This window comes from Shewanella sp. TB7-MNA-CIBAN-0143 (genome assembly GCF_040310065.1).
Lineage (GTDB): Bacteria > Pseudomonadota > Gammaproteobacteria > Enterobacterales > Shewanellaceae > Shewanella.
Genome location: NZ_JBEOPL010000012.1, coordinates 105,459 through 128,242, shown reverse-complemented (window position 1 = coordinate 128,242; position 22,784 = coordinate 105,459). Strand labels below are relative to the sequence as shown.

At 41.5% G+C, this 22,784-nt stretch carries 14 protein-coding genes; 6 read left to right on the top strand and 8 right to left on the bottom strand.

All coding sequences use genetic code 11. The features are described from left to right. Positions 1–74 precede the first annotated feature (74 nt). The 3 genes from AAEY97_RS11625 to AAEY97_RS11615 all read right to left on the bottom strand — a co-directional run bounded on the left by AAEY97_RS11625 (position 75) and on the right by AAEY97_RS11615 (position 5,654). Positions 75–968, bottom strand: coding sequence for a DUF547 domain-containing protein (locus AAEY97_RS11625; RefSeq protein ID WP_502959458.1), 894 nt, complete (start codon positions 966–968; stop codon positions 75–77). Between the two features lie 148 nt (positions 969–1,116). Continuing rightward, positions 1,117–3,270: a dihydrolipoyl dehydrogenase family protein gene (locus AAEY97_RS11620; RefSeq protein ID WP_350998942.1), complete on the bottom strand. Its 2,154-nt coding sequence runs from the start codon at positions 3,268–3,270 to the stop codon at positions 1,117–1,119. 11 nt (positions 3,271–3,281) lie between these two features. Continuing rightward, positions 3,282–5,654, bottom strand: coding sequence for a TonB-dependent receptor (locus tag AAEY97_RS11615; protein ID WP_502959457.1), 2,373 nt, complete (start codon positions 5,652–5,654; stop codon positions 3,282–3,284). Between the two features lie 239 nt (positions 5,655–5,893). Between AAEY97_RS11615 and AAEY97_RS11610 the strand changes: the two genes are divergently transcribed. Then, positions 5,894–6,307: a hypothetical protein gene (locus AAEY97_RS11610; RefSeq protein WP_101088851.1), complete on the top strand. Its 414-nt coding sequence runs from the start codon at positions 5,894–5,896 to the stop codon at positions 6,305–6,307. 128 nt (positions 6,308–6,435) lie between these two features. Here AAEY97_RS11610 and AAEY97_RS11605 read toward each other — a convergent pair whose 3' ends face one another. Then, the gene (locus AAEY97_RS11605; protein ID WP_101088852.1) at positions 6,436–8,436 is read right to left on the bottom strand and encodes a cytochrome c/FTR1 family iron permease; all 2,001 of its coding nucleotides are present in this window, start codon (positions 8,434–8,436) and stop codon (positions 6,436–6,438) included. A gap of 654 nt (positions 8,437–9,090) precedes the next feature. Here AAEY97_RS11605 and AAEY97_RS11600 point away from each other — a divergent pair. Further along, on the top strand, positions 9,091–9,759 hold the full coding sequence (locus AAEY97_RS11600) for a flagellar brake protein (protein ID WP_101088853.1): 669 nt from the start codon (positions 9,091–9,093) through the stop codon (positions 9,757–9,759). A 192-nt stretch (positions 9,760–9,951) separates the two neighbouring features. Here the strand turns inward: AAEY97_RS11600 and AAEY97_RS11595 are convergent, their stop codons facing one another. Further along, on the bottom strand, positions 9,952–11,358 hold the full coding sequence (locus AAEY97_RS11595) for a glutamate synthase small subunit GltD family protein (protein ID WP_182744272.1): 1,407 nt from the start codon (positions 11,356–11,358) through the stop codon (positions 9,952–9,954). Positions 11,359–11,363: 5 nt separating this feature from the next. Then, a complete protein-coding gene (gene gltB, locus AAEY97_RS11590; protein WP_101088855.1) occupies positions 11,364–15,812 on the bottom strand; it encodes a glutamate synthase large subunit in 4,449 nt (1,482 codons plus the stop codon). Between the two features lie 522 nt (positions 15,813–16,334). Between gltB and mnmL the strand changes: the two genes are divergently transcribed. The 3 genes from mnmL to oxyR all read left to right on the top strand — a co-directional run bounded on the left by mnmL (position 16,335) and on the right by oxyR (position 19,077). Continuing rightward, the gene (mnmL, locus tag AAEY97_RS11585) at positions 16,335–17,303 is read left to right on the top strand and encodes a tRNA modification radical SAM protein MnmL/YtqA (RefSeq protein WP_101088856.1); all 969 of its coding nucleotides are present in this window, start codon (positions 16,335–16,337) and stop codon (positions 17,301–17,303) included. A 296-nt stretch (positions 17,304–17,599) separates the two neighbouring features. Continuing rightward, positions 17,600–17,965, top strand: coding sequence for an Hpt domain-containing protein (locus AAEY97_RS11580; RefSeq protein WP_101088857.1), 366 nt, complete (start codon positions 17,600–17,602; stop codon positions 17,963–17,965). Positions 17,966–18,159: 194 nt separating this feature from the next. After that, positions 18,160–19,077: a hydrogen peroxide-inducible genes transcriptional activator OxyR gene (gene oxyR, locus AAEY97_RS11575; RefSeq protein ID WP_101086335.1), complete on the top strand. Its 918-nt coding sequence runs from the start codon at positions 18,160–18,162 to the stop codon at positions 19,075–19,077. A 201-nt stretch (positions 19,078–19,278) separates the two neighbouring features. Here oxyR and AAEY97_RS11570 read toward each other — a convergent pair whose 3' ends face one another. Together AAEY97_RS11570 and mutH are read right to left on the bottom strand one after the other, a co-directional pair. Further along, the gene (locus AAEY97_RS11570; protein WP_174839649.1) at positions 19,279–20,301 is read right to left on the bottom strand and encodes an adenylate/guanylate cyclase domain-containing protein; all 1,023 of its coding nucleotides are present in this window, start codon (positions 20,299–20,301) and stop codon (positions 19,279–19,281) included. A 524-nt stretch (positions 20,302–20,825) separates the two neighbouring features. Beyond that, positions 20,826–21,494 (bottom strand): DNA mismatch repair endonuclease MutH, encoded by a 669-nt coding sequence (gene mutH / locus AAEY97_RS11565; RefSeq protein ID WP_350998936.1) that lies wholly within the window; start codon positions 21,492–21,494, stop codon positions 20,826–20,828. Between the two features lie 762 nt (positions 21,495–22,256). Here mutH and rppH point away from each other — a divergent pair. After that, positions 22,257–22,775, top strand: a complete 519-nt coding sequence (gene rppH, locus AAEY97_RS11560) for an RNA pyrophosphohydrolase (RefSeq protein WP_011638393.1) — start codon at positions 22,257–22,259, stop codon at positions 22,773–22,775. Positions 22,776–22,784: the final 9 nt, after the last annotated feature.

Genomic DNA, 22,784 nt, shown 5'->3' with positions numbered 1-22,784 from the left:
CAAAGCTTACTGCAACCTTAGATTTTATAAGGTTGCAGTAAAAGGCTGTGCTAACGATATGCTGCCAGCGTAAATTAGCCAGCAACATTAAGTGACCAGTCATAATCTAAAAATTCAATATCAAGTTGTTGTTTTTCTGCCGCTTGACGCTGTGCTGGCGTAAGTGTCAGAACACCTTTATTACTATTAGAATAAAGCAGTAAAAACGCTTCAATCGAATGAGTGTTACGAAACCCTTTGGTAAAGTCATCGCCATACCATTTAAAGATAGAAGACAAATACAAGCTGTCTCCCTTGGCATAATTTCGGCTATTATCGGCAAGAAAACGTTCAGTTTGCTCGGTTAATTGCAGTTCGAGTTTAGCGCCTGTGTAGGCTTCTTCACGCAGTGCAGGGCAACCAATGCTGGCACAGTTTACCGCGAAGTGGATCCTTGGGTCGTTGTAACGATCGCTACCACGAATGAGTGTGTGCTCAATATCATTAAGGCTGCGGGTTTTACCTAATAATGGAATAAAACTTTTATCCCAAGGTGAGCTAAATAAACCGCCTAACTCTTTGATTGAGTCTATATCAGGGTATTTAGTTAAGATAAGTTCAACGGTCCACGCGTTGTAAGCATTGATTAAAAATGCCAATTGCGATGCTTTATCCCAAGCATCAAACTCTGCTTGGGTTATCAGACTCAGTTGGTTGAGATACCTGGTCAATATGGCTCGATCTTGTTGTGTCGCTGCGTAATCTATCGCGCTACTGTGACCTGAATTAATCGGTTTAACATGACGGTTGAGTAAGGTGTTCCACTCATCATGTAACATCATTTTCGTCTGGCTCTGCACAAGATGATTCGCATCAGAAAGCGCTTCAGACTCATCCACAGCCGCAATAGCCGCATTACTGCCAAGCAAGCTCAGCAATAGACCGACTGTCAGTACAAACGATTGAGTACATCGCGTTAATTTTTTCATTATCTGAGACCTACTTTGAGTTTGTAAGAACCGTTATCTCGAGTTATTTTCTAAGCGTCATAATCAAGAGCATTTACTTAAGTTTCATCTTTTTAGGAGCAATAATCTAAGGCCCATTTTCACGAGCCTTAGCGATTACTCTGTCGGGTTAGCCACGACGCCAAGTGTGGTATTTTTCTAACCAGCGCAACACAGTTTCTGGTGCATGGTTACGCTTCCATTCACCCGCAGCGTACTTGTTACCTTCAGCCCATGTTGGGTAACTGTGTATGGTGCCTAAAATCTTGTTAAGCCCTAAGCCGTGCTTCATCGCCAGCACAAATTCAGCAATTAAATCACCAGCGTGTTCAGACACCACGGTCACACCTAATATTTTATCTTTACCTTTAGGGGTAATCACTTTAATAAACCCTTCGGTAGCACTGTCGGTAATGGCACGATCAAGCTCGGCAAAATCAAAGCGAGTCACTTCGTAATCAATACCTTGCTGTTTGGCTTCATATTCATTAATACCCACACGAGCCACTTCTGGATCGATAAACGTAGTCCATGGGATAACGCGGTAATCCACTTTAAACTTTTTCAAATGGCCAAACAGTCCATTGACTGCTGCGTACCAGCCTTGATGTGCTGCTACGTGAGTAAATTGATAAGGCCCAACAATGTCACCTGCCGCATAGATATTTGGGTATAAGGTTTCTAAGTATTCATTGGTGACGATAGTGCGGTTTGTTTCAATGCCTAACTCTTCTAAGCCGTAACCGCTTAAGCGAGCACTACGACCGACTGCACATAATAGTTGGTCGTATTCTAACGCTAACTCTTGCTCTTGATGTTTAACGATAAGGTATTTTTTACCGTCACGCAGTTCGCAGCGCAGTGCTTGGTGTGAGGTTAAAATATTCACACCACTTTTTTGCAAGGCTTGGGTCGCAAACTCAGACACTTCAAGATCTTCTTTGATCATGATGCGCTCAGCCATTTCAACTTGAGTCACTTGTGAGCCTAAACGGGCAAAGCTTTGTGCCAGTTCTGAGCCAATTGGGCCGCCGCCTAGTACCACTAATTTTTGTGGTGCTGTATCGAGTTTTGCAAACTCGTCCCACAAGGTATCACTGGTAACATAGCCGACTTCTTCTATGCCTGGTAACGGTGGCACAAACGGACGTGCACCTGTGGCGATAACAATGCTGCGCGCGGTTAAGCGGCTGGTGTGACCGTCTGGGTGGCTAATTTCAACTGTCCATGGGTCAACTAATTTGGCATAGCCTTTAACTACGTCGACACCTAAGTTGGTGTAACGCTCAACACTGTCGTGGGGAGCAATATCGGCAACCACTTGATGCACGCGCGCCATGACTTTTTTAAATGAAAATTCAGGAGTGCTGTCTTCTAAGCCGTAATGATGGGCGTTTCGTATTTGCTGAGCAATTTTAGCGCTCTTAATAATCGCTTTACTCGGCACACAGCCATAGTTTAAACAGTCGCCGCCCATTTCGCCGGCTTCAATTAAGGTCACTTTAGCTTTTACTGCGGCAGCAATATAACTGGTTACTAGGCCACCAGCACCTGCACCAATCACAATCATGTTGCGATCAAATTTAGCTGGCTTGGTCCATTTGCTGTATACGCGACGTTTTTTGATCATGTTAACAATACCTTTTGCAATAATGGGGAATAAACCTAATAGTGCAAACGACACAATAAGGTTAAACGATAAAATGTTCGATAAGCTGTCAATTTGCGCCAGCTGGGTACCGGCATTAACGTAAACAAAGGTGCCTAAAAACATACCAACTTGGCTTACCCAGTAAAAAGTCCACGATTTAAAGGCGGTCACACCCATTAACATGTTGATTAAAAAGAACGGGAATATTGGTACCAAACGTAAGGTAAATAAGTAAAAGCCACCTTCTTTTTCAATGCCGGCATCAATAGCCGCTAAGCGCTCAGGAAAACGTTGTTTAATTGAATCCCTCAATAAATAACGCGACACTAAAAATGCTAGTGTTGCGCCGATACTAGAGGCAAACGACGCAATAATTAATCCTTCGACGATGCCAAATAAGGCACCCGATGCAATGGTAAGAATCGCGGCACCAGGTAAGGACAATGCTGTTACTGCCACATACAATAAAAAGAACCCGCCAATAACCAACAAAGGTGACTCTTCACGTAATTGACTAAAGTCATTCATCGAGCTTTTTAAGCCATCTAAGGTCAGTAATTGATGCAAGTTAAAGTGGAAAAATAATCCCACTAATGATGCAGCAATCAGTAATAACACAATTTTTTTAAACATAATTTATAGCCTTAAAATGAGTGCTGTAAGGTAAGGGTAGCGCTAACCGGTAGTTCAGGAAAAACCAATGTTGATCCGAAATAACCGCCTTCAAACACCGGACGCCAGTTCTTTTGGTTAGTCACGTTATTGACGTCAAGCCTTAAACTTGTTTGCTCGGTAAAATCATAGCGAGTGTTAATGTTAAGCGTGTATTGATCGCGAATATACACAGTCGCTAAATAGTCCAATGGGTAACTCTTGGTATATAGACCGGAGAAACCGGCTTTCCATTTCTCAGTAATCGACATTCCGCCATTAATTGTGAACGTTTGTTCAGGTAAGCCTTGTACACGGCGGTCCGACGGTGCAAATGAAGCGAAGTTTGGTGCGCCAATACCTGTGCCTTGAATGATATCGGGTCTTGAGTTATCAAATGTATCGGCAACTTGTACCGTATCTTGGCTACTGGCTGAATCATCATAGCGAGCGTCTAAATAACTGTAGCCCGCGCTTAACCAAAACGGATCGGCATCATAAAAAGCTTGGGCTTCAAAGCCTTTAGTGCGAATGCCGGTATTGCTGCCATCACGGTTACGTAGACTGCGTTTTTGGTCAAACACGGCAGCGTCAACATACCAAGCACTGTCCGTGGGTGAATATTTAATACCCACTTCGGTTAAGGTATTTTCGGTGGCAAAGTTTTGGCTACTAATTTGGTTGTTGGCGCCTAACGTGGTGCCGCCAGCCATACTGTTTGAGGTTGATTCGTTATAACTGGCACTGGCATAGGTAGTGATATCGTCACTAAGGCGATAGCTCAAACTGACTTGACCAGATTCAAGCATTTCACTTATCGAATCGCTAGCAGCAACTTGTCCTTGTGGGGCAATAGCATCGCGCGCATCTACATTATAAAAATCGGCACGATAACCTACGCTGGTGGAAAACTTATCTGTCCATTGGCTGTTATGTTGAATGGCTAGACCGGTTTGCCAACTGGTTGAGTCAGTGGTGTCAGATAATGAAAAATCGCCGCTGCCATCGGCATTGGTATCGTATTGGGCACCGGGTGACACAAACACACCAGGGCGCAGTTCAACTAATCGACCTTGTTGCTCTGCAGTAAGTGGAATACGGCGGTTTTCAATGGGGCCAGTTAAGTCGATAGGTAAGTCAGCTTCGGTGGTAAATTGACTGTAACCTAACACTTTGTTGTAGCGGATATCCACCGCAGTAATGGTGCTTTGAGCATCGCTCCATGTATAGGCTAATTCAACTCTATTTTGTGCAGTATCTGCACCATCAATAATTTCAACAAAACTATTTTGAGCAATTTCTTCACATTCTAAATGCTGATAATAGGTAATGTTTTTAAAGGTCGCTTTATCGCTTAACTCACGCACATAAGTACTGTGAAGTAAGAAGGTTTGGGCGTTATTGATATTGTCTGGGTCGGTTAATACTTGGCTGCGATCTATCTCAACTAACCCTGTTGGCGATACGATAGCATTGGCGCCAGCAATAGTACTGCCGTTAGGTTGTACACCTTGACCTGTAACGTATAAACCGTTGTCGATTAATGCTTGAGTTGGACGGTTAATCCCCGCGTTGTCGGTAAACTCAACATCATAGTATTCGACATTAATGTCCCAGGTGCTGGCATCGTCTGGCAGTAAACGAAATGCCACAAAAATACTGTCGCTTTTAAAGCCTGAATAATCGTAGTAGCTGCCATTATCGATATGTTCTGCACTTAAGCGAACACCGCTTTGATTGGCGACAATGTCAGTGCCAACATCTATTTGAGCTCGGTAATGATCCCAACTGCCGCCAGATAGGGTGAGCTTATTAAATTGCTCGTCAGTAGGCGCGACTTTAGAATGTATGTTAACAAATCCACCGTTACGTTGGCTGGTGCCTAATAGCACTGGCGGCGCACCTTTTACCACATCAATTTGCTCGACAGCGTTAAATGACATGGGTACACCAAAGCCATTGTTGCCCGCTTGGCGACGCACACCGTCTTGATATAACTCACCTAACTGACCACGAATAGTGGGTAGGCTTGATGCGCCAAAGCCGCTGGCTGAATAACTGTTTGGGCTGACTTTTTGTATGTCAGATAAATCAGTGATGTTGAGCTGTTCAATCATTTCACTGGTGATAGGCGTAACCGAACGTGCGATATCTTTTAATGCTATTCCATCACCAAATGGGCCATCAACATTGCTGTTTTTAGGTGACATGCCTTTATCGTTAATCGCTTTACCTGATACTTGAATGACTTCAATAGATTCAGGGTTTTCGGCTGCTGTAGCCATTGATGACGTTATTGATGAGTACAGGGCTAGGCTAATAGCGAGTGCGGTAAGTGAACGATTAGGATAACGATAAATAGGCATAATTTTTTCTGCTGTAATGAACTTGGTGAAAAAGACCTTGTTGTTAACAAGTTTATTTCAATCATGTTATGCCAATTTTCATTGTGTTAGATCTAAATGGCATAACTGCTAGTGCAACATAGTTGCGTTTTACTCGGTCAATTAACGGCTGATGATTTTCAGTAATAGTCAGTTTAGCTTATTTAGACGGTCAACAGACCCTAGATGATGTTATTTTATATATTTTTTAAGGAATTAAGATGCAAACATCAATTAGCAATGATACTCAGAAAAAACTGCAGTGGTCGTTACTTTCTTTACGCTTAGGCGTGTTTGTGGTGATGCTGGTATGGACATTAGATAAGTTTGTCAATCCTGGCCATAGTATGAAGATTTTCGAAAAGTTTTATGGCATCGGCGGAATGAGTGAGGTTGCTGCTTATGTTATGGGCGCACTGCAATTAGCCTTAGTATTTGCGTTTGTATTAGGTATTAAAAAGCGTATTACTTACGGGGTTATCTTTCTGATGCATGGCGCTTCAACATTATCGGCATTTAATCTATATTTTGATGCATTTAATAATTTATTGTTTTTTGCAGCATGGCCAATGTGGGCCGCGTGTTTTGCGTTGTATATGTTAAGAGATGAAGACACTAAGTTTACAGTGAAATAAATTACTAACGATTTATCGACACAAAAAGGCCAGCTAAATATATTTAGCCGGCCTTTTTATTAGACGCTCAATGTTAAACGCTAATGCTAAGCGTTAAGCACTCAAGGTTTAGTTGTCAAAGCTAAACATTATTTTGTGTCACGATTACGGATAACCAAAAAGCTAAATAACACTACAATCACCATTTGCGTACTCAAGCCTTGCCATGTTGATGCTATACCTAACCAGCTAATCGACACATCTATAGGGAAGGGAGTAAGGCTAATTACTGCTGCTTCTTGTAGCGCTGAAATCCCTTTTCCTGCCAAGATAAACGCTAAAATAAGCATGAAGTAAGAACTCACCGCAAAGAAGCGGGCTAATGGTAATTTAACTGAGTAGCGCATCATTAACCAAGCAATCACCGCTAAAATAGCCATACCTGCTAGCAAGCCGTAAACCAAGTAACTGACTTGTTCATTGCTGCTGGCAGAGCCTATGGCTTGTGTCAGTAATGATTGATAGAACAAAATCGTTTCAAAAACTTCACGATAGACCGAAATAAATGCCAGCCCAGTGAGACCCCATAAGGTGCCAGTGTTTAAATGGCGGTCGACATTATTTTTAATGTAACTTTGCCATTTAGAACCTTGGGTTTTACTGTGCATCCAATAACCAACATAAAACAACACCAAAGCGGCTAGCAATGCCGCGCCGCCTTCCATTAACTCCCTTGAGGCTCCGCTAATGCTAATTAGGTTATCTGCTGCCCACCAGGTTAATACGCCAGCAGCGAGTGCTGATATCCAACCAAAGTGAACAAATTTAATCGCATCTTGACGTTCGGTTTTAATTAACACTGTCATTAAAGCAATGATAACGAGCAGTGCTTCTAATCCTTCGCGTAGCAGGATGATTAATGCAGCCGAAAACATGGCGTTATTCGATAGTGATTGCCCTGTTAATAGGGTGTCGGCTTGGTCTAGTTGAGCCAATATGCTGGTCAACTGTTGATTTACCTGGCTGTCCTGTCCTGCTGTTTTTAGGATGTTTCTAAAATTAAGCAGCTGGCTTTCGATTGATTTACGTAAACTACTGTCATGAGCATCTAAATTGTTTTCAATTAATTCAAAACCGTCGAGATAGGCGCTCACTGCTAAGGTTTGTGCTTGAGCAAACTCATTGGCTTTATATGCTTTTACAGCAGCCTGCAAGTTAGTACGCGCGACTGAAATAGGTGAGTCAGCATGTTGAAACAGTCGCTCAGGTTGTGAGCGTAGTAATGATAATTGGGTTTTATCAATTCCGACATTTTGCTGAATTAACTGGGTTGGATTGCTATTGACCCACTGTTGTAATTCAATATTCGCATCATGCTTGATGTGCTCCGTGGCAGTAGCTGTTGGCTCAAAAGCTAAACTACCTACATAGAAAGCCAGTGACCAACGCTGTTGATCATTTAACTCACTAAAAGCACGCATAGCACTGCCATCTAAACCGTCGGAAATCGCATCGTAAAGTCCCAATAATGAACGATTCATTGCTCGATCGTGATCGGTGAAATTGGTTGGCTCTGGTGACAATGATTTTGCCAGAGGCCCATCGCCTTGGCCTAAATCACCATGACAGGTCGAACAATTTTCGATAAACAGCTGTTTAACATGGTCTTTGGCTAATAGCTGTGTTGGTAACACTAATGCTGGAGACTGGCTTAATAACTGGTTACGTATTTTTTGGCTAAGCCCTTGAATAACATCCAGTGATGTTTTTTCTGCAATGGCTTGCTGTAATTGCAATGCATCGGCTGTTAATGAATTTGGCACATCATTGGCGAGCAGGTTAGTTTTTTCGATAATGATGCTAGCAAATTGCTGCATTTCAGCAAATTCATCAGGATTAGAGATACGACCTTCGGTCACCGCTTCTGAGTAATCAACACCAATGTATTCAGCTAATTGAAGAATTTGTCGTGTTTGTTTTAAGAGATCTTGCGATGTCTCTGGTGATATCTCTTGTGACGAGACTGCCGGGCTCTGTGCCCATAAAGAAGTTGAAAACACCGAAGTAATGACAATCAATAGGCATCTATTGAAGACCGAAGATGTGAGCTGTTGTCGCCATAACGTGAAGCTGCTTAAGAAAGTATTCAAGGTATTGCCTTAATAGGAATGAAGGAATTATTCTTTAAACTAAATTAAATAAATGATAATGATTTCTATTCTACTTTCTTGCTTGAGGCTAATCAATCACTCTGAAGGCTTGTTAGATAATACTGTCAGTGTAAAAAGCGGTTTGAGGTGAGATTGTTGGCCATGGATAATTATGTCGAGACAGCATTTAAATAGATATTTTCTATTTATAACAATTAGATAGTTTTTATATTGGTACCATATAAGCATTAGCCTTGTGCCTTGCTGATATACAATAGTCAGTATTAATTATTGCTGTTTGGTATAAGTGACCTTAGATGTTTATAACTGAAGGTTATGAAACAGCCTTTGTGCTGTTATCTGCATTTTATGGACTTACTGTAGGTTAACGATTGATGTGCCAATACGTATTATTAATAAAATACATGCCAAATTTGCTATCATAATTTCGACATCAGCCAGTCTCGAAATAATTATCCATGGCCGCTAATGATTTTTGTATCGATTGCTCAGGCTTGAGGTTAGCTAGGATTAGCACTACGCTAGTTACTAACAAACTAAACCTGATATGTTAATGTTATTAAGTGTTATTGGAGTCGATAGATTGATAGAAATGAGGTCCATTATGATGAGTAACACTATGGTAAATAACCAATGACAACGCCAGTAAGTGCTTCGTTGTATGCTGATCTTCGCCTAATTGACATAGGTATGGAATTGTTTATTGAAATTCATTTTGCCAATGGTAAAACAGTGCAGTCACGTTCGAGCTTAATTGGTTATCAGGTTGGGCGGTTTATCTTGATTGAGTATCCCAATAAAGGTTTTTCTGAGGCTTATCAACATATGCTAGTGAATGCTGAAATTGTGGTAAGGGCGATGACGAATAGTGGTTTTAAAGACATTATTGCTTTTAAGTCGACTATATTCTCTGTGGTTAATCAACCGATTAGAATGCTGTGCCTTAGTGTGCCTAAAACCATCATCAAGAAAAAAGTCAGAGAGCAGTTGCGAGTTAATATCGAGCAAGAAGTGTTTATTATGCACAATGACAATAAAATCAGTGCAAAAATGCTCGACTTTTCTTCTACTGGCTGTTTACTGACGGTAGACGCCAAAACGGTGAATATTGAACAAGGCGAAGAGATACATGTGGCTATCTCTATTAACACTGATCTTTCAGGGATCTTAACGGGTAGCATGGTCAAAGTTCAAAACATTGAAGGTGTATTGAATATTGGGGTGAAATTTTCAGATGAGCATCCACAATTAAAAGATAATATTTTCAGCTATTTTTTAGTCAGTTCAACTACAAAATCATGACCCTAAGTGAATCCTAGTTGTGGACTATCAGTGTGAATTATCGTCCTTAAAAAAGATAAAAAAAAACGCATCAAAAGATGCGCGAAAATTCACAAGCAAACACGGTATTACAGCTTTTATTGTTAGTCTGAAAGTAGGCTAAAGGTAAGCTACCTTTAGCCTGTCTTTAGCCCTATATAGGCTAGCAAGCTGTTAATCTAAATAGTTTAAAATGCCTAATGCAGCATCTCGTCCTTCTGCTATAGCCGTTACAACGAGATCAGAACCTCGCACCATATCACCACCGGCAAACACTTTAGGGTTAGTGGTTTGAAAAGGGTTGTCGTCGGTTTTCTTGGCCTTAACTAATCCCCATTCGTTGGTTTCAATGCCAAAATCACTAAACCAAGCAGCAGGGCTCGCTTGGAAACCAAAGGCGATAATCAGCGCATCGGTTGCTAATACTTGCTCACTACCAGCAATGATTTCGGCGCGTTGACGTCCACTAGCATCAGCTTCACCCATTTGAGTTTCAACACATTCAATCCCGACTACTTGACCGTTTTCAGCTTTAATTGCCACTGGTTGACGATTAAATAAGAAGTTAACGCCTTCTTCGCGCGCATTTTGCACTTCACGGCGAGAGCCCGGCATGTTGGCTTCGTCACGACGATAAGCACATGTCACGCTCTTCGCGCCTTGACGAATGGCTGTACGCACACAATCCATTGCAGTATCACCGCCGCCCAACACCACCACATCTTTACCTTCAAGGCTTAAATACGGTGTTGCATCGTCGTGAGTACCCATAATGTGATGAGTATTGCCAATAAGATACGGTAACGCTTGAATCACGCCTTGAGCGTCTTCATTGGGCAGTTTAGCTTTCATGGCCGTGTAAGTACCCATACCCAGAAAGACAGAATCGTACTCGTCTAATAGGCTTTGAAAACTCACATCCTTGCCGACAGTCACACCCATTTTGAATTGAATGCCCATGCCTTCAAGCACTGAACGGCGAGTGGCCATAACATCTTTATCAAGCTTGAAAGAAGGGATGCCATAAGTGAGTAAACCACCAATTTGTGGGTATTTATCATACACCACGGCTTGCACACCATTACGAGCCAACACATCAGCACAGCCAAGACCCGCAGGACCCGCTCCAATAATGGCAACACGCTCTTTACGTGGCGTCACATCCTTCATGTTTGGGCGCCAGCCTTGGGCAATTGCAGTATCGGTAATGTATTTTTCAACACTGCCAATGGTGACCGCACCAAAGTCGTCGTTTAAGGTACAAGCACCTTCGCATAAACGGTCTTGTGGGCACACCCGGCCACATATTTCTGGCAGAGTATTGGTTTCATGCACCAAGTCTGCCGCTTCCATAATGCGACCTTCTTCTGCCAGTTTTAACCAGTTTGGAATGTAGTTATGCAGTGGGCACTTCCATTCGCAATACGGGTTACCGCAGTCAAGACAGCGATCGGCTTGTTGTTTTACTTCTGGTTGCGTAAACGGCTGATAAATTTCAATAAATTGTGTAGCACGTTTTTTCGCTTCAAGTTTAATGGGGTCTACTCGACCCACTTCTATAAATTGAAAGTCATTGCTCATAATAATTACCCTGCCTTTACTACTAATTCCGGACTCTTCTGCTCAATTTTTAGCAGGTCAGCAACGGCAATATTCTTTGGTTTAACTAATACGAAACAATCCAACCAGTTTTCAAAATCACTTAAAATCATATGAGCATGTTCACTGCCGGTTTCAGCATAGTGAGTTTCAATCAGGCCTTTTAAGTGTTGCTGGTGGATGGTCGATTCTAATTTTTGAGTATCGACCATTTCGGTGTTTACTCGGCGATTAAAGCGACCAAACTGATCAAATACATAGGCAAATCCGCCAGTCATCCCCGCACCAAAGTTGACCCCCGTTTTGCCTAGGATAACCACGATACCACTGGTCATGTATTCGCAACCATTGTCACCCGTTCCTTCAACGACCGCGATGGCCCCTGAGTTACGCACAGCAAAACGCTCACCCGCTTGACCCGCGGCAAACAGTTTGCCGCCAGTAGCACCATACAAACAGGTGTTCCCCATAATGGCACTGCGTTCACTTTGGAACGGGCTACCAATAGGTGGGTGAATAACGATCTTACCGCCAGACATACCTTTGCCGACATAATCATTAGCATCGCCGCACAGCTTAAGTTCAAGGCCAGGGCTATTCCATACGCCAAAGCTTTGGCCTGCACTACCGCTAAAGCCAAGTTTGATTGGTTGTTTTGCGCCTGCGACACCAATTTTAGTTGCAATATAACCAGATAATGCCGCGCCAACTGAACGGTCGGTATTGTTGATTGCATATTGACCTGAATACGGTTCACCCGCATCAACTGCAGCACTGCAATCTGCAACCAATGTTTGGTTTAACTTGCCAATATCAGATGGAGGGTTAATTTCTTTCCATGTGAGTGACGAGTTTGCCTGCACTTTGGGTTTATATAAAATTGGCGCAAGGTCAAGACCACGTTGCTTGTCTGTTTGACCTTCAAGTGTATATAACCAGTCGCTTCGTCCGACTAAATCTTCGAACTGAGTTACCCCTAATGCAGCCATCCATTCACGCACTTCTTGAGCCACAAATTCAAAGTAGGTCATGACACGTTCTGGTAAGCCGTGATAATGGTTTTCGCGTAAGTTTTTATCTTGGGTTGCGACACCTGTTGCACAGTTATTAAGATGACAAATACGTAAGTATTTACACCCAAGCGCAATCATCGGCACTGTACCAAAGCCAAAGCTTTCGGCACCCAATAAGGCTGCTTTAATAACATCGGTACCGGTTTTTAAGCCGCCATCCACTTGCAGGCGGATTTTATGACGTAAACCATTTTCTACTAGCGACTGATGCACTTCCGCTAAACCAAGCTCCCAAGGAGAACCGGCGTATTTCACCGAGGTGATAGGGCTTGCGCCAGTGCCACCGTCGTAACCTGATATGGTGATCATATCGGCATAGGCTTTTGCAACACCTGTTGCAATGGTGCCAACACCGGGTTCTGATACTAGCTTGACCGACACTAAGGCTTTTGGATTGATTTGTTTTAAATCGAAAATCAGCTGAGCTAAATCTTCAATTGAATAAATATCGTGGTGCGGCGGCGGTGAAATCAAGGTCACACCAGGACGAGCATGACGAAGTCCTGCGATTTCAACGCTAACTTTATGGCCAGGTAATTGCCCACCTTCACCCGGTTTTGCACCTTGAGCTACTTTAATTTGCAGTACATCAGCGTTAACTAAGTAATGTGCAGTAACGCCAAAGCGACCCGATGCAATTTGTTTGATGGCCGAGTTACGTTCGCTATTGAAACGACGTGCATCTTCGCCACCTTCACCTGAGTTTGAGCGTCCACCAAGACGGTTCATCGCAACCGCTAACGCTTCATGAGCTTCAGGGCTTAATGCACCGATACTCATGGCTGCGCTATCAAAGCGAGAGTAAAGCTTTTCAGCGCCTTCTACCGTGTCTATTTCAATGGCGTTAAGTTGACCTTTAATACCAATTAAATCACGTAAAGTGGCCACTGGGCGATCATCAACTAAGTGAGTAAACTTTTTGTACTCAGCGTAGTTTTTGTCTTTTAATGATGCTTGTAAGGTATTCACCACGTCTGGATTAAAGCAGTGATATTCACCACCTTCAACGTACTTTAATAAACCACCTTGTGGTAACGGTACATGGGCTCGATAGGCGGCGGTATGGAGTATTTTCTGGTCATCGGCAATATGGTTAAAACTGACACCTTCAATACGGCTGATGACGCCTTTAAAACATAACTCAATCACATCACTGGCTAAACCCACAGCTTCAAATTGTTGGCTACAACGATATGAACCTACGGTACTAATGCCCATTTTAGACATGATTTTACGTAAGCCTTTTTCAATGCCGTAACGGAAGTTAAGCATTAAATGGGTTACATCATCGACTTGATGCAGTTTTGCCATCGCTGAAATAGATTCATAGGCGAGGTAAGGGTAGATAGCCGTGGCACCAAAACCAATTAATACCGCAAAATGATGCGGATCGCGTGCTGAAGCGGTTTCAACAATAATGTTAGTGTCGCAACGTAGGCTTTTATCGACTAATCGAGTTTGCACAGAACCCACAGCCATAGCGGCAGGGATAACTTGAGCACTTTTCGCTACTGCACGGTCAGACAATACTAACAATGTTGTGCCGCTGCGAGCTAAGCGTTCAGCTTCGTCGGTAATACGGCGAATAGCCTGCTCTAGTGTTTCATTGGCATCATAGTTTAAATCAACTGTGTTGGCGCGATAGTTAGTACTGTCTAATCCCAGTAACTGATTAAAATCACTGAATAACAAAATCGGTGAATTGAACATCACTCGGTAAGCATTACCGGTGGTTTCGCTAAATAGATTTTGCTCGCGACCGACGCAAGTGGCTAACGACATCACGTGTTTTTCACGTAATGGATCAATAGGCGGGTTGGTTACCTGAGCAAATTTTTGACGGAAATAGTCGTATAGTGAACGCGACTTTTTCGACAATACTGCCATAGGCGTATCATCACCCATTGAGCCAATGGCTTCTTCACCTTTGCTCGCAAGTACCCAAATAACTTGTTCTAATTCTTCACGGGTAAAACCAAACTGTTTTTGATATTGCAGTAATGTTTTACTATCAAAACCACTTGAACCTTGTTTGGTTGGAGCCATATCCTCAGCAGGGATCAATGTCTGACTGTTTTTAGCCATCCACTCTTTGTAAGGATGACGACGCTTTAAGTCATTATCAATTTCAAATGAATGATACAAACGACCATTCAAGGTATCGAGTACTAGTAACTCACCGGGCCCAACGCGGCCTTTTTCAATCACTTCATCGGCGGAATAATCCCAAATACCGACTTCAGACGCTAAGGTGAGGATACGATCCTTGGTTATAACGTAACGAGAAGGGCGTAGACCGTTACGATCTACCGCACAGGCAGCATGGCGACCATTGGTCATTACAATGCCTGCAGGGCCGTCCCACGGCTCCATGTGCATTGAGTTAAAATCATAAAAGGCTTTTAACTCGTCATCCATTTCAGGATTTGATTGCCATGCAGGTGGAATAAGCAAGCGCATGGCTCGATATAAATCCATCCCTCCAGATAACAACATTTCAAGCATATTGTCTAAAGAAGACGAGTCTGAACCTGTTTCGTTAACAAAAGGGGCGGCTTGTTGTAAATCTGGTAGTAAAGGCGAATTAAACTTATAGGCGCGCGCTCTTGCCCATTGGCGGTTACCGGTAATGGTATTGATTTCGCCGTTATGAGCGAGGTATCGAAACGGTTGAGCTAATGGCCACTTTGGCGATGTGTTAGTTGAAAAGCGCTGGTGGAATAAGCAAATCGCACTTTTCAAACGAATATCTGCTAGGTCGGTATAAAATGATGGCAGATCTGCTGGCATCATTAAGCCTTTATAGACAATGACTTGTCCAGAAAGGCTGGCGACATAAAAGTCTTTGTCATCGGTGATCTGTTGTTCAAGACGGCGACGAGCCATATATAGGCGACGCTCAAGATCTTTTTCCCGCCAGCCTACCGGCGCGTTGATCAATACTTGATAAATTTGTGGCAAGCTTTCCCGGCCAATCTCCCCCAAGACATCCGGATTAATCGGTACTTTACGCCAGCCAGCGACACTGAGTGTTTCTCGTTGTAGTTCTTTTTCTAAGATAAACTTCGCTTCATCAGCGCGTTGCTCATCTTGGCTGAGAAATAGCATACCTACGGCAAACTTTCGGCTTAAATGCCAATCGTTTTCTGCCGCAATAGCTTCAAAAAAATCTGTAGGCATTTGCATTAATAAACCACAGCCATCACCTGTGCGTCCGTCAGCTGCAATACCACCACGATGCTTCATTCGATCGAGACCATGAATCGCGGTACGCACAATGCGGTGACTCGCGTCGCCGTCCATTTGTGCAATCAAACCAAATCCGCAATTGTCACGCTCAAAACTGGGATGATACAAGCTCATACAAAAAACCCCCTAAACCTCTACTTGATACGACTCGGGGTAAATTTGAAGAATATCCATAGATATGCACCCGAACCATTCAAATTAAACTGAGAATGAATAAAGGTCAAACCAAAAAAATGCAACAAACTGAAATATTATTACTAAAAAAACGTTATAAGCCACCAACCTTACGTTAACGTAAACTGTGATATATCACCTATAACGTTCTGAATAAAAAGTATTTTAGAAAATATTCAAACAATTGTTTACCTTTTTGCAACAACAACAGGGAATTATTTTTGAAATAAAAATAGTGAATTTTATTTCAAATACAGTCTTTGGGTAAAAAATTATTCTAAATGACTAAATATTCATTTTAGGAGATGTATAAATTACTTAAATTGTTTTAAACGTTTTTTGAGTTTGTGCACAACTTTAGCGAGCGCTTGAATTGATAGAGCATTTATTGATTTAGCACCAAGACAGATGTTTATCGTCTGACTACACTGGCGAACTTTGGAATGATGATGAGAGTAAGTTGTGGGTTTAGATGATTACGTTAATACGTTTGGGGCACATTGCAAACATTTATATGGCCAAAGAGTAAAAAAATTAACTATTGATGGCCAATTTACCTGTCCCAATCGAGATGGCACGTTAGGGGTAGGCGGTTGTACTTTTTGTAATGTTGTTTCATTTAGTGGCGAACAAGGTAGAGAACAGCCGATTGCGATGCAGTTAACCGAAGGTAAAGTACGCGCCCAATCTGCAAAAAAATGTACTACCTCTGCGGATATTAATTCTATTCCTACCGCTAAATATATCGCTTATTTTCAAGCTTATACCAGTACTTACGACGAGTATAAAGTGCTAAAGCAAAAGTATGATCAAGCACTTGAAGATGCCGATATTGTAGGGCTTCATATAGGTACTCGTCCTGACTGTGTACCCGATGAAGTACTTGATTTACTCGTTGAGTATCAACAAAGAGGTATTGAGGTGTGGTTGGAACTTGGCCTACAAACGGCCAATAATCACACGTTAAAACGGATTAATCGTGGTCACCAATTGTGTGAGTATCGTCAGACAGTTAAAAAGGCTCGCGCTAAAGGTATTAAGGTGTGTACCCATCTAATATTAGGGCTGCCGGGTGAAACATCTGCTGATTATTTTAATAGTTTACAAACCGTATTAGGAATTGGCGTTGACGGACTAAAACTGCACCCTTTGCATATTGTAGAAGGCAGTATTATGGCGAAACAATGGCGCTATCATCCTATGCCGCTAATAAGTCTTGAAGAGTATGCCTATGAGGCGGCAAAACTTATCCGCCACACCCCAAAAGAGATTATCTTTCACCGCGTAACCGCCTATGCCAAAAAACCAATGTTACTCGCCCCTGATTGGTGCGCATTTAGATGGGATGGACTAGTGGCCATTGTGGATGAGCTTAAAGAATACGGTGGCCAAGGCAGTGCATTAATGTTTAGCCAAAGTAAAACGGCCTAGTGTGGTGTATTTAGGCAGATATATTATGTCTCTGTTGAATATGGACAAAGTAAAGATAGCGCTAGGTTTTGTGAAGATGTATCAGACTAATCGCTATTATTAGTTATAAATTGGACGAAACATTACCAAAGTGAGTGTTTTTTAAACATTGGTAATACCAGTTGAGTAGTTATGTTGTAAAAATGTGATTTTTTACCATTAAATAGCGGCTAAATATTAGCAAGCCTTGCATAGGGTATTTTACTCGGTATCATATTTGTAATTTTATAGAGTTAGATTTTGATAGAGGTGCCTTTATGGCCACAACGCAGTTAGACTCAATATTGGATCTCAATACGCTTGAGCAATATATCAGTGCCATTGGTGCTGGAACGTTATTGAAAAGCGTAGTGTTATTCGAGCAGTTAATGCCCGAGTATGTCAGTAGCCTAGTGAAAGCTGGCGATGCAAATGATAAAGAAACGTTATGTGCAGAAGCTCATAAATTTAAAGGTGCAGCAGGATCTGTTGGCCTTAAACGCATTCAGCAATTTTCACAGTTACTACAACACGGTGAAGAAGCTAAATGGGAAACAGAACATAAAGTATGGCTTGCTGAAATCGTTGCGCATGCTGCACAAGATTTACAACAACTGAAAGTTTACTTAGAAGCGAAAGCGTAATTACGAGTAGAGTAGGCAGCATAATCAGTTTAGATTAACATCTACATTAGTGCCTACAATCGGTTTGTTGAAATGCCTCTTTTTTGAAGAGGCATTTTTTATGGCCGTTTGTTCAATATTGACCATCAGTGTCTTGTTATTTTGGCTAAATTAATTCATTATTTGAATTAATATGGATAAGGGTAATCGTTTATATGAAAAATCTTCCTAGCCTCAAGAACCTTTATTATTTGGTTCATTTACATCAAGAGCAAAATTTTAATCGTGCTGCTAAGATGTGCTTTGTGAGTCAATCGACTTTATCTAGTGGTATCCAAAACCTTGAAGAACAACTGGGTTATCAGTTGATTGAACGTGATCATAAATCATTTATGTTTACCGCTATCGGTGAAGAAGTGGTTGAGCGTGCTCGAAATATTTTAACTAATGTTGATGACTTAGTTGAATTAGTGAAAAATCAAGGCGAACCGATGACCGGAGAAATTCGTTTAGGCTGTATTCCCACTATCGCGCCTTTCTTACTTAGCCGAGTCGTTAAGTTATGCCAGCAAGACTACCCCAAACTCAGTTTGTTATTAAAAGAAGACACGACCGAGCGTCTATTAGATGCCTTAGCAAAAGGTGAGTTGGATTTATTAATATTAGCGTTACCTGTCGACACCAGTGGTTTTCATAGCATGAAAGTCGGCATCGATCCGTTTAAAATGGTGATGCATAAAGAGGTATCGCAACAATTTTTGCAACCTATTGACTATCAAAAAATGCCAGACGAAAGCATCTTTTTACTCCAAGCTGAACATTGCATTACCGGTCACGCGATAACAGCATGCCAATTGGGTGATAGTGCCAAAATCAATCCATTTGCTGCAACCAGTTTGCATACCTTGGTGCAGATGGTAAACAGTAAATTAGGCACCACATTCTTACCCCAAATGGCCATTGATACCGGTATTTTAACTGATACTGATCTTGTTGCAATGGATCCGCCAGGTGAAGCTCCTTATCGTGATATTGGCTTAGTTTGGCGTCAAACTACCAGCCGTATTTCAACGTTTAGAACCTTAGGCTTAGCGATTCAACAAAAGCTGCTAGCACAATCGTTACCAGGTTAACCGCAACTTGGGATAAATGAGAGATGGGATGAATCGATAAAATGGTTTATTTCAGGTTAGCAATATCAAAGGTGCGATTAGTGTCGTTAATAAGGCTATTGAAGCGTCAATAGCCTTTTTGTTATCTGTCGCGTAGCACTGTGCGTTTCAGGCATGTTTATGATTGAAATTGAGCTTAACTAAACTCAATTAACCTCAGTTTTAGGCGTTGGTCAATTTTCTTGGGGCAACACCATACACTTCAGTCGGATGTTTTTTACCTTTAAGCATGATGGGGCCTAAATCAGTCAGGTCATATTGACTATTTTGTTGCTCAAGTCGATGTACCACATCTCCAGACAGCAACATTCGTTGACCGAGCGGATTACATTGGTCTTGTAGCCGTGCCAAGGTATTTAATACATCACTGAAAAAACTAATCTCTTGCTTATGTACGCCGACTACCGCAGCTACAACTTGGCCACAATGCGCTGCAGCTTTGAATTTTGGCACAAAACCATATTGCTGTTCAAAGTATTGCCTTTGCCACTGCAATTGCTGGCAAAATTCGAAATAGATATTCATACAACGGTCTTGTTTAATACCTTGCTCTAATGGCCAGTGGATAAGTACGGCATCACCCATGTAACGATAAATTTCAGCTTCATTATCGGTTACTGTGTCCGCTAACATGCTAAAGCTATCTTGAATTAGGCGGCTAAAGCGGTAATCACCTAAGGTTTCTGCATGAGCTGTTGATGAGACCATATCGATAAATAAGAATAATTGTTGCTCGTAACGTGGTTTGTGGTATTTGCCAAGGCCTATATTGAGCAAGACTTTAGGGCCAACCAACAGCGACATTTGTTCGATAAAAGCTAAGCTGACCCTTACCACAACAAGATAAACCACTAATGCCTGAAACGATGGGCTATAAATAATCTGCACTGTGAGCATTTGTCGTAATGTCACCATGTGGTTCTCTATGGCCCACATGTTTAAAAATTGTGTCACATACGCCAAGGTTGTTGCCCCAAGGAGCAAAAACAATCCTTTAAACACCACTGAAAATAAATAAGGTAAACGGCTGATGGCGCTAAAATCTGCAATGAGATTGGACATCCAATGCAAGCCGCCAAATACAACACCCATCATTATGGCAAGCGTGGCGAGATCGGCATTGCCAACAGCCCATTCAGGCAGTTGCGATGATTGTGAGTAGCGAAAAAAAACGAAAGAAGCCATTGCTACACACCAGGCAAAAATAGCGAACAATAATTTTTGAGTTTGACGGCGTGCTTTCACGGAGGATGTGGTTGCCCAAATGACTTAGTATATAAGAGGGGTAGTCTATAGAAAATTTGCTTACATGTGATAGTTTATTTGTGATTTAGATCAATAGAAGTGAAGAAATATGTGCACTAACGCAAAGTTTTTTCAACATTACTAGGGCTTGTTGAACTTTAGTGGCTGAAATTTGTTCGAGATAAACGGCTTGTTATTTATTTAATAAGGCGGCATAAATATTAGAGACGAAACTTCCAATTAGGCTAACGGTTTGTCACCAATTTATTCGATAAAGATTAAAAATACCTTTTAGCCGGTTCGTTTGAGCTGCATTTTTGGTTTGTTTCTGTGTGTTATCGCTTACTCATGTTGTATCACGATATGTCGTTAGCTCTGCCTTGTAAAACATTGCCATGTACCACTGAAAAATTGATGTTAATGATCAACAGACCCTAGATAGCAAGCAATGTAACAATGGCAGATTATGAAAAGGCATTGGTTAATATCTGTTGAGTAAAATCAATTTTAAGGTAAAAGCCTCGGGGATTAGATAACTGAATGCTGCCGTCTTCGGCGATGCTTTCGGTGAGTATTTTGCTATTAGCTGCTTTTGGACGTAATTGCAGTACTTCACCATGACGAGCAGTAATTTTATCAACTTGACCTAGTGCAATTAACTCCATTATCTCTTCCCAATCTTGTTGCAACTGTCTGGCTTGTGCCGTATTCGGTTGCCACAATATGGGGGTGCCTATACGACGATCACCGACTGGGATACTACGTTCGCCTTCAATAGGAACCCATAACACTCTCTGCAATTTATGATAAACCAAACTGTTTTCCCAAGTCATACCCTGAATGTTTGTCAGCGGTGCCACGGTGACATAGGTGGTCTCAAGCGGTTTGCCTTTGCGATCAATCGGGATCGTTTTGAGTTCAACTCCTAAATGTAAAAAGTCTTGTTCAGGCTTTGATCCTGCCAGCGCGCCTAATTCAGATTCAATCAGTTGGCCTACCCAACCTTTATCTCGGCGTAAATCGGCTGGTACAATGATGTCATTATCGGCCGCAATATCAGCTAAACGAATGCCAGCCATATTGTTCGCTCTTTGCATTAATTCGCTTATATCTAATGGCGATGATTTAGCCATGGATGAGTATTTTCCTCTGGAAAAAAGAATGAATAGACGATCAAAATCAACAGGCTATGCTATCAAGTAATATTCGTCGAGAACAAGTTTAGTTAGTTATTTGCGATGTGGTTGAAAAACGACCATGTTTTAGTTGGTTAAAGTTATTTGATTGAATTCCTTTGTAATCGGTTGTTTTAAAAGTTCTTTTTAGGTTGTGGTTGTTTTTATATTATACTTGTCCCGAGTTACACTCGTTTTTCCCCTACATTTCACACATACTTATCCACAGATTTAATGGATAAGTGTAATAAAACCTGTCTTTAACTGATTAAAAACACCAAGTCAACGCAATAAAACAGCTTTTTAGCGGGTTTAATTTAAAATAAGCCTTGTTATTTGTGTATAACTTAAGTTGCTAAATGAGTGATTGGCTATCTTAATTGGTGTTGTTTGTTTTTTGTACGATAGCGGCGATTTGCTATAATGTTAATTTACAATTTTTTTTAAGTTACTAATTATATTGTAGTATATTATAATAAAAAGCAGTTTACCTTAGAAAGGGTGCAACTAAATTTTAGCCTGTTATCAAGCTTTAGCAAAGTTTCGAACAGAGATATCCACAGATTTTGTGGATAATCCACAGGGTAGCTTGGTTTAATTGTTGATAATTTTGATTTATTAACATTGTTATTCAATTATCCACAGTAAATAGAGGTTTGCCGATAGGCATGCTTTGTGAAACAATCAGACGATATAAAATTTGTTATTTTTGGAGTCCATGTGATTGATAGCGACGGCTTTCGCGCAAATGTGGGCATCATTATCTGTAATAAATTTGGACAAGTTATGTGGGCCAGACGTTTTGGTCAACATTCATGGCAGTTTCCACAAGGTGGGTTAGATGATGGCGAATCAGTAGAAGAAGCCATGTATCGCGAACTTTACGAAGAAGTGGGACTCAGACCTGAGCATGTTCAAATTTTAACATCCACTCGATCTTGGTTACGTTATCGGTTACCCAAGCGTTTGGTACGCCAAGAAAGCAAACCTGTTTGCATTGGCCAAAAACAGAAATGGTTTTTACTACAATTGAAAGGTCACGATAATACTATTAACTTGAATTCTTCTGGTCATCCTGAGTTTGATGATTGGCGTTGGGTGAGTTATTGGTATCCTGTTCGTCAGGTTGTGTCTTTTAAGCGCGACGTATATAGAAAGGTAATGAAAGAGTTCGCATCGACGACATTAGCGCTGCAAACGCGCGAGTTTAGTAAAAAACGAAGCAAACAACGGAGTTAACTGATTTCA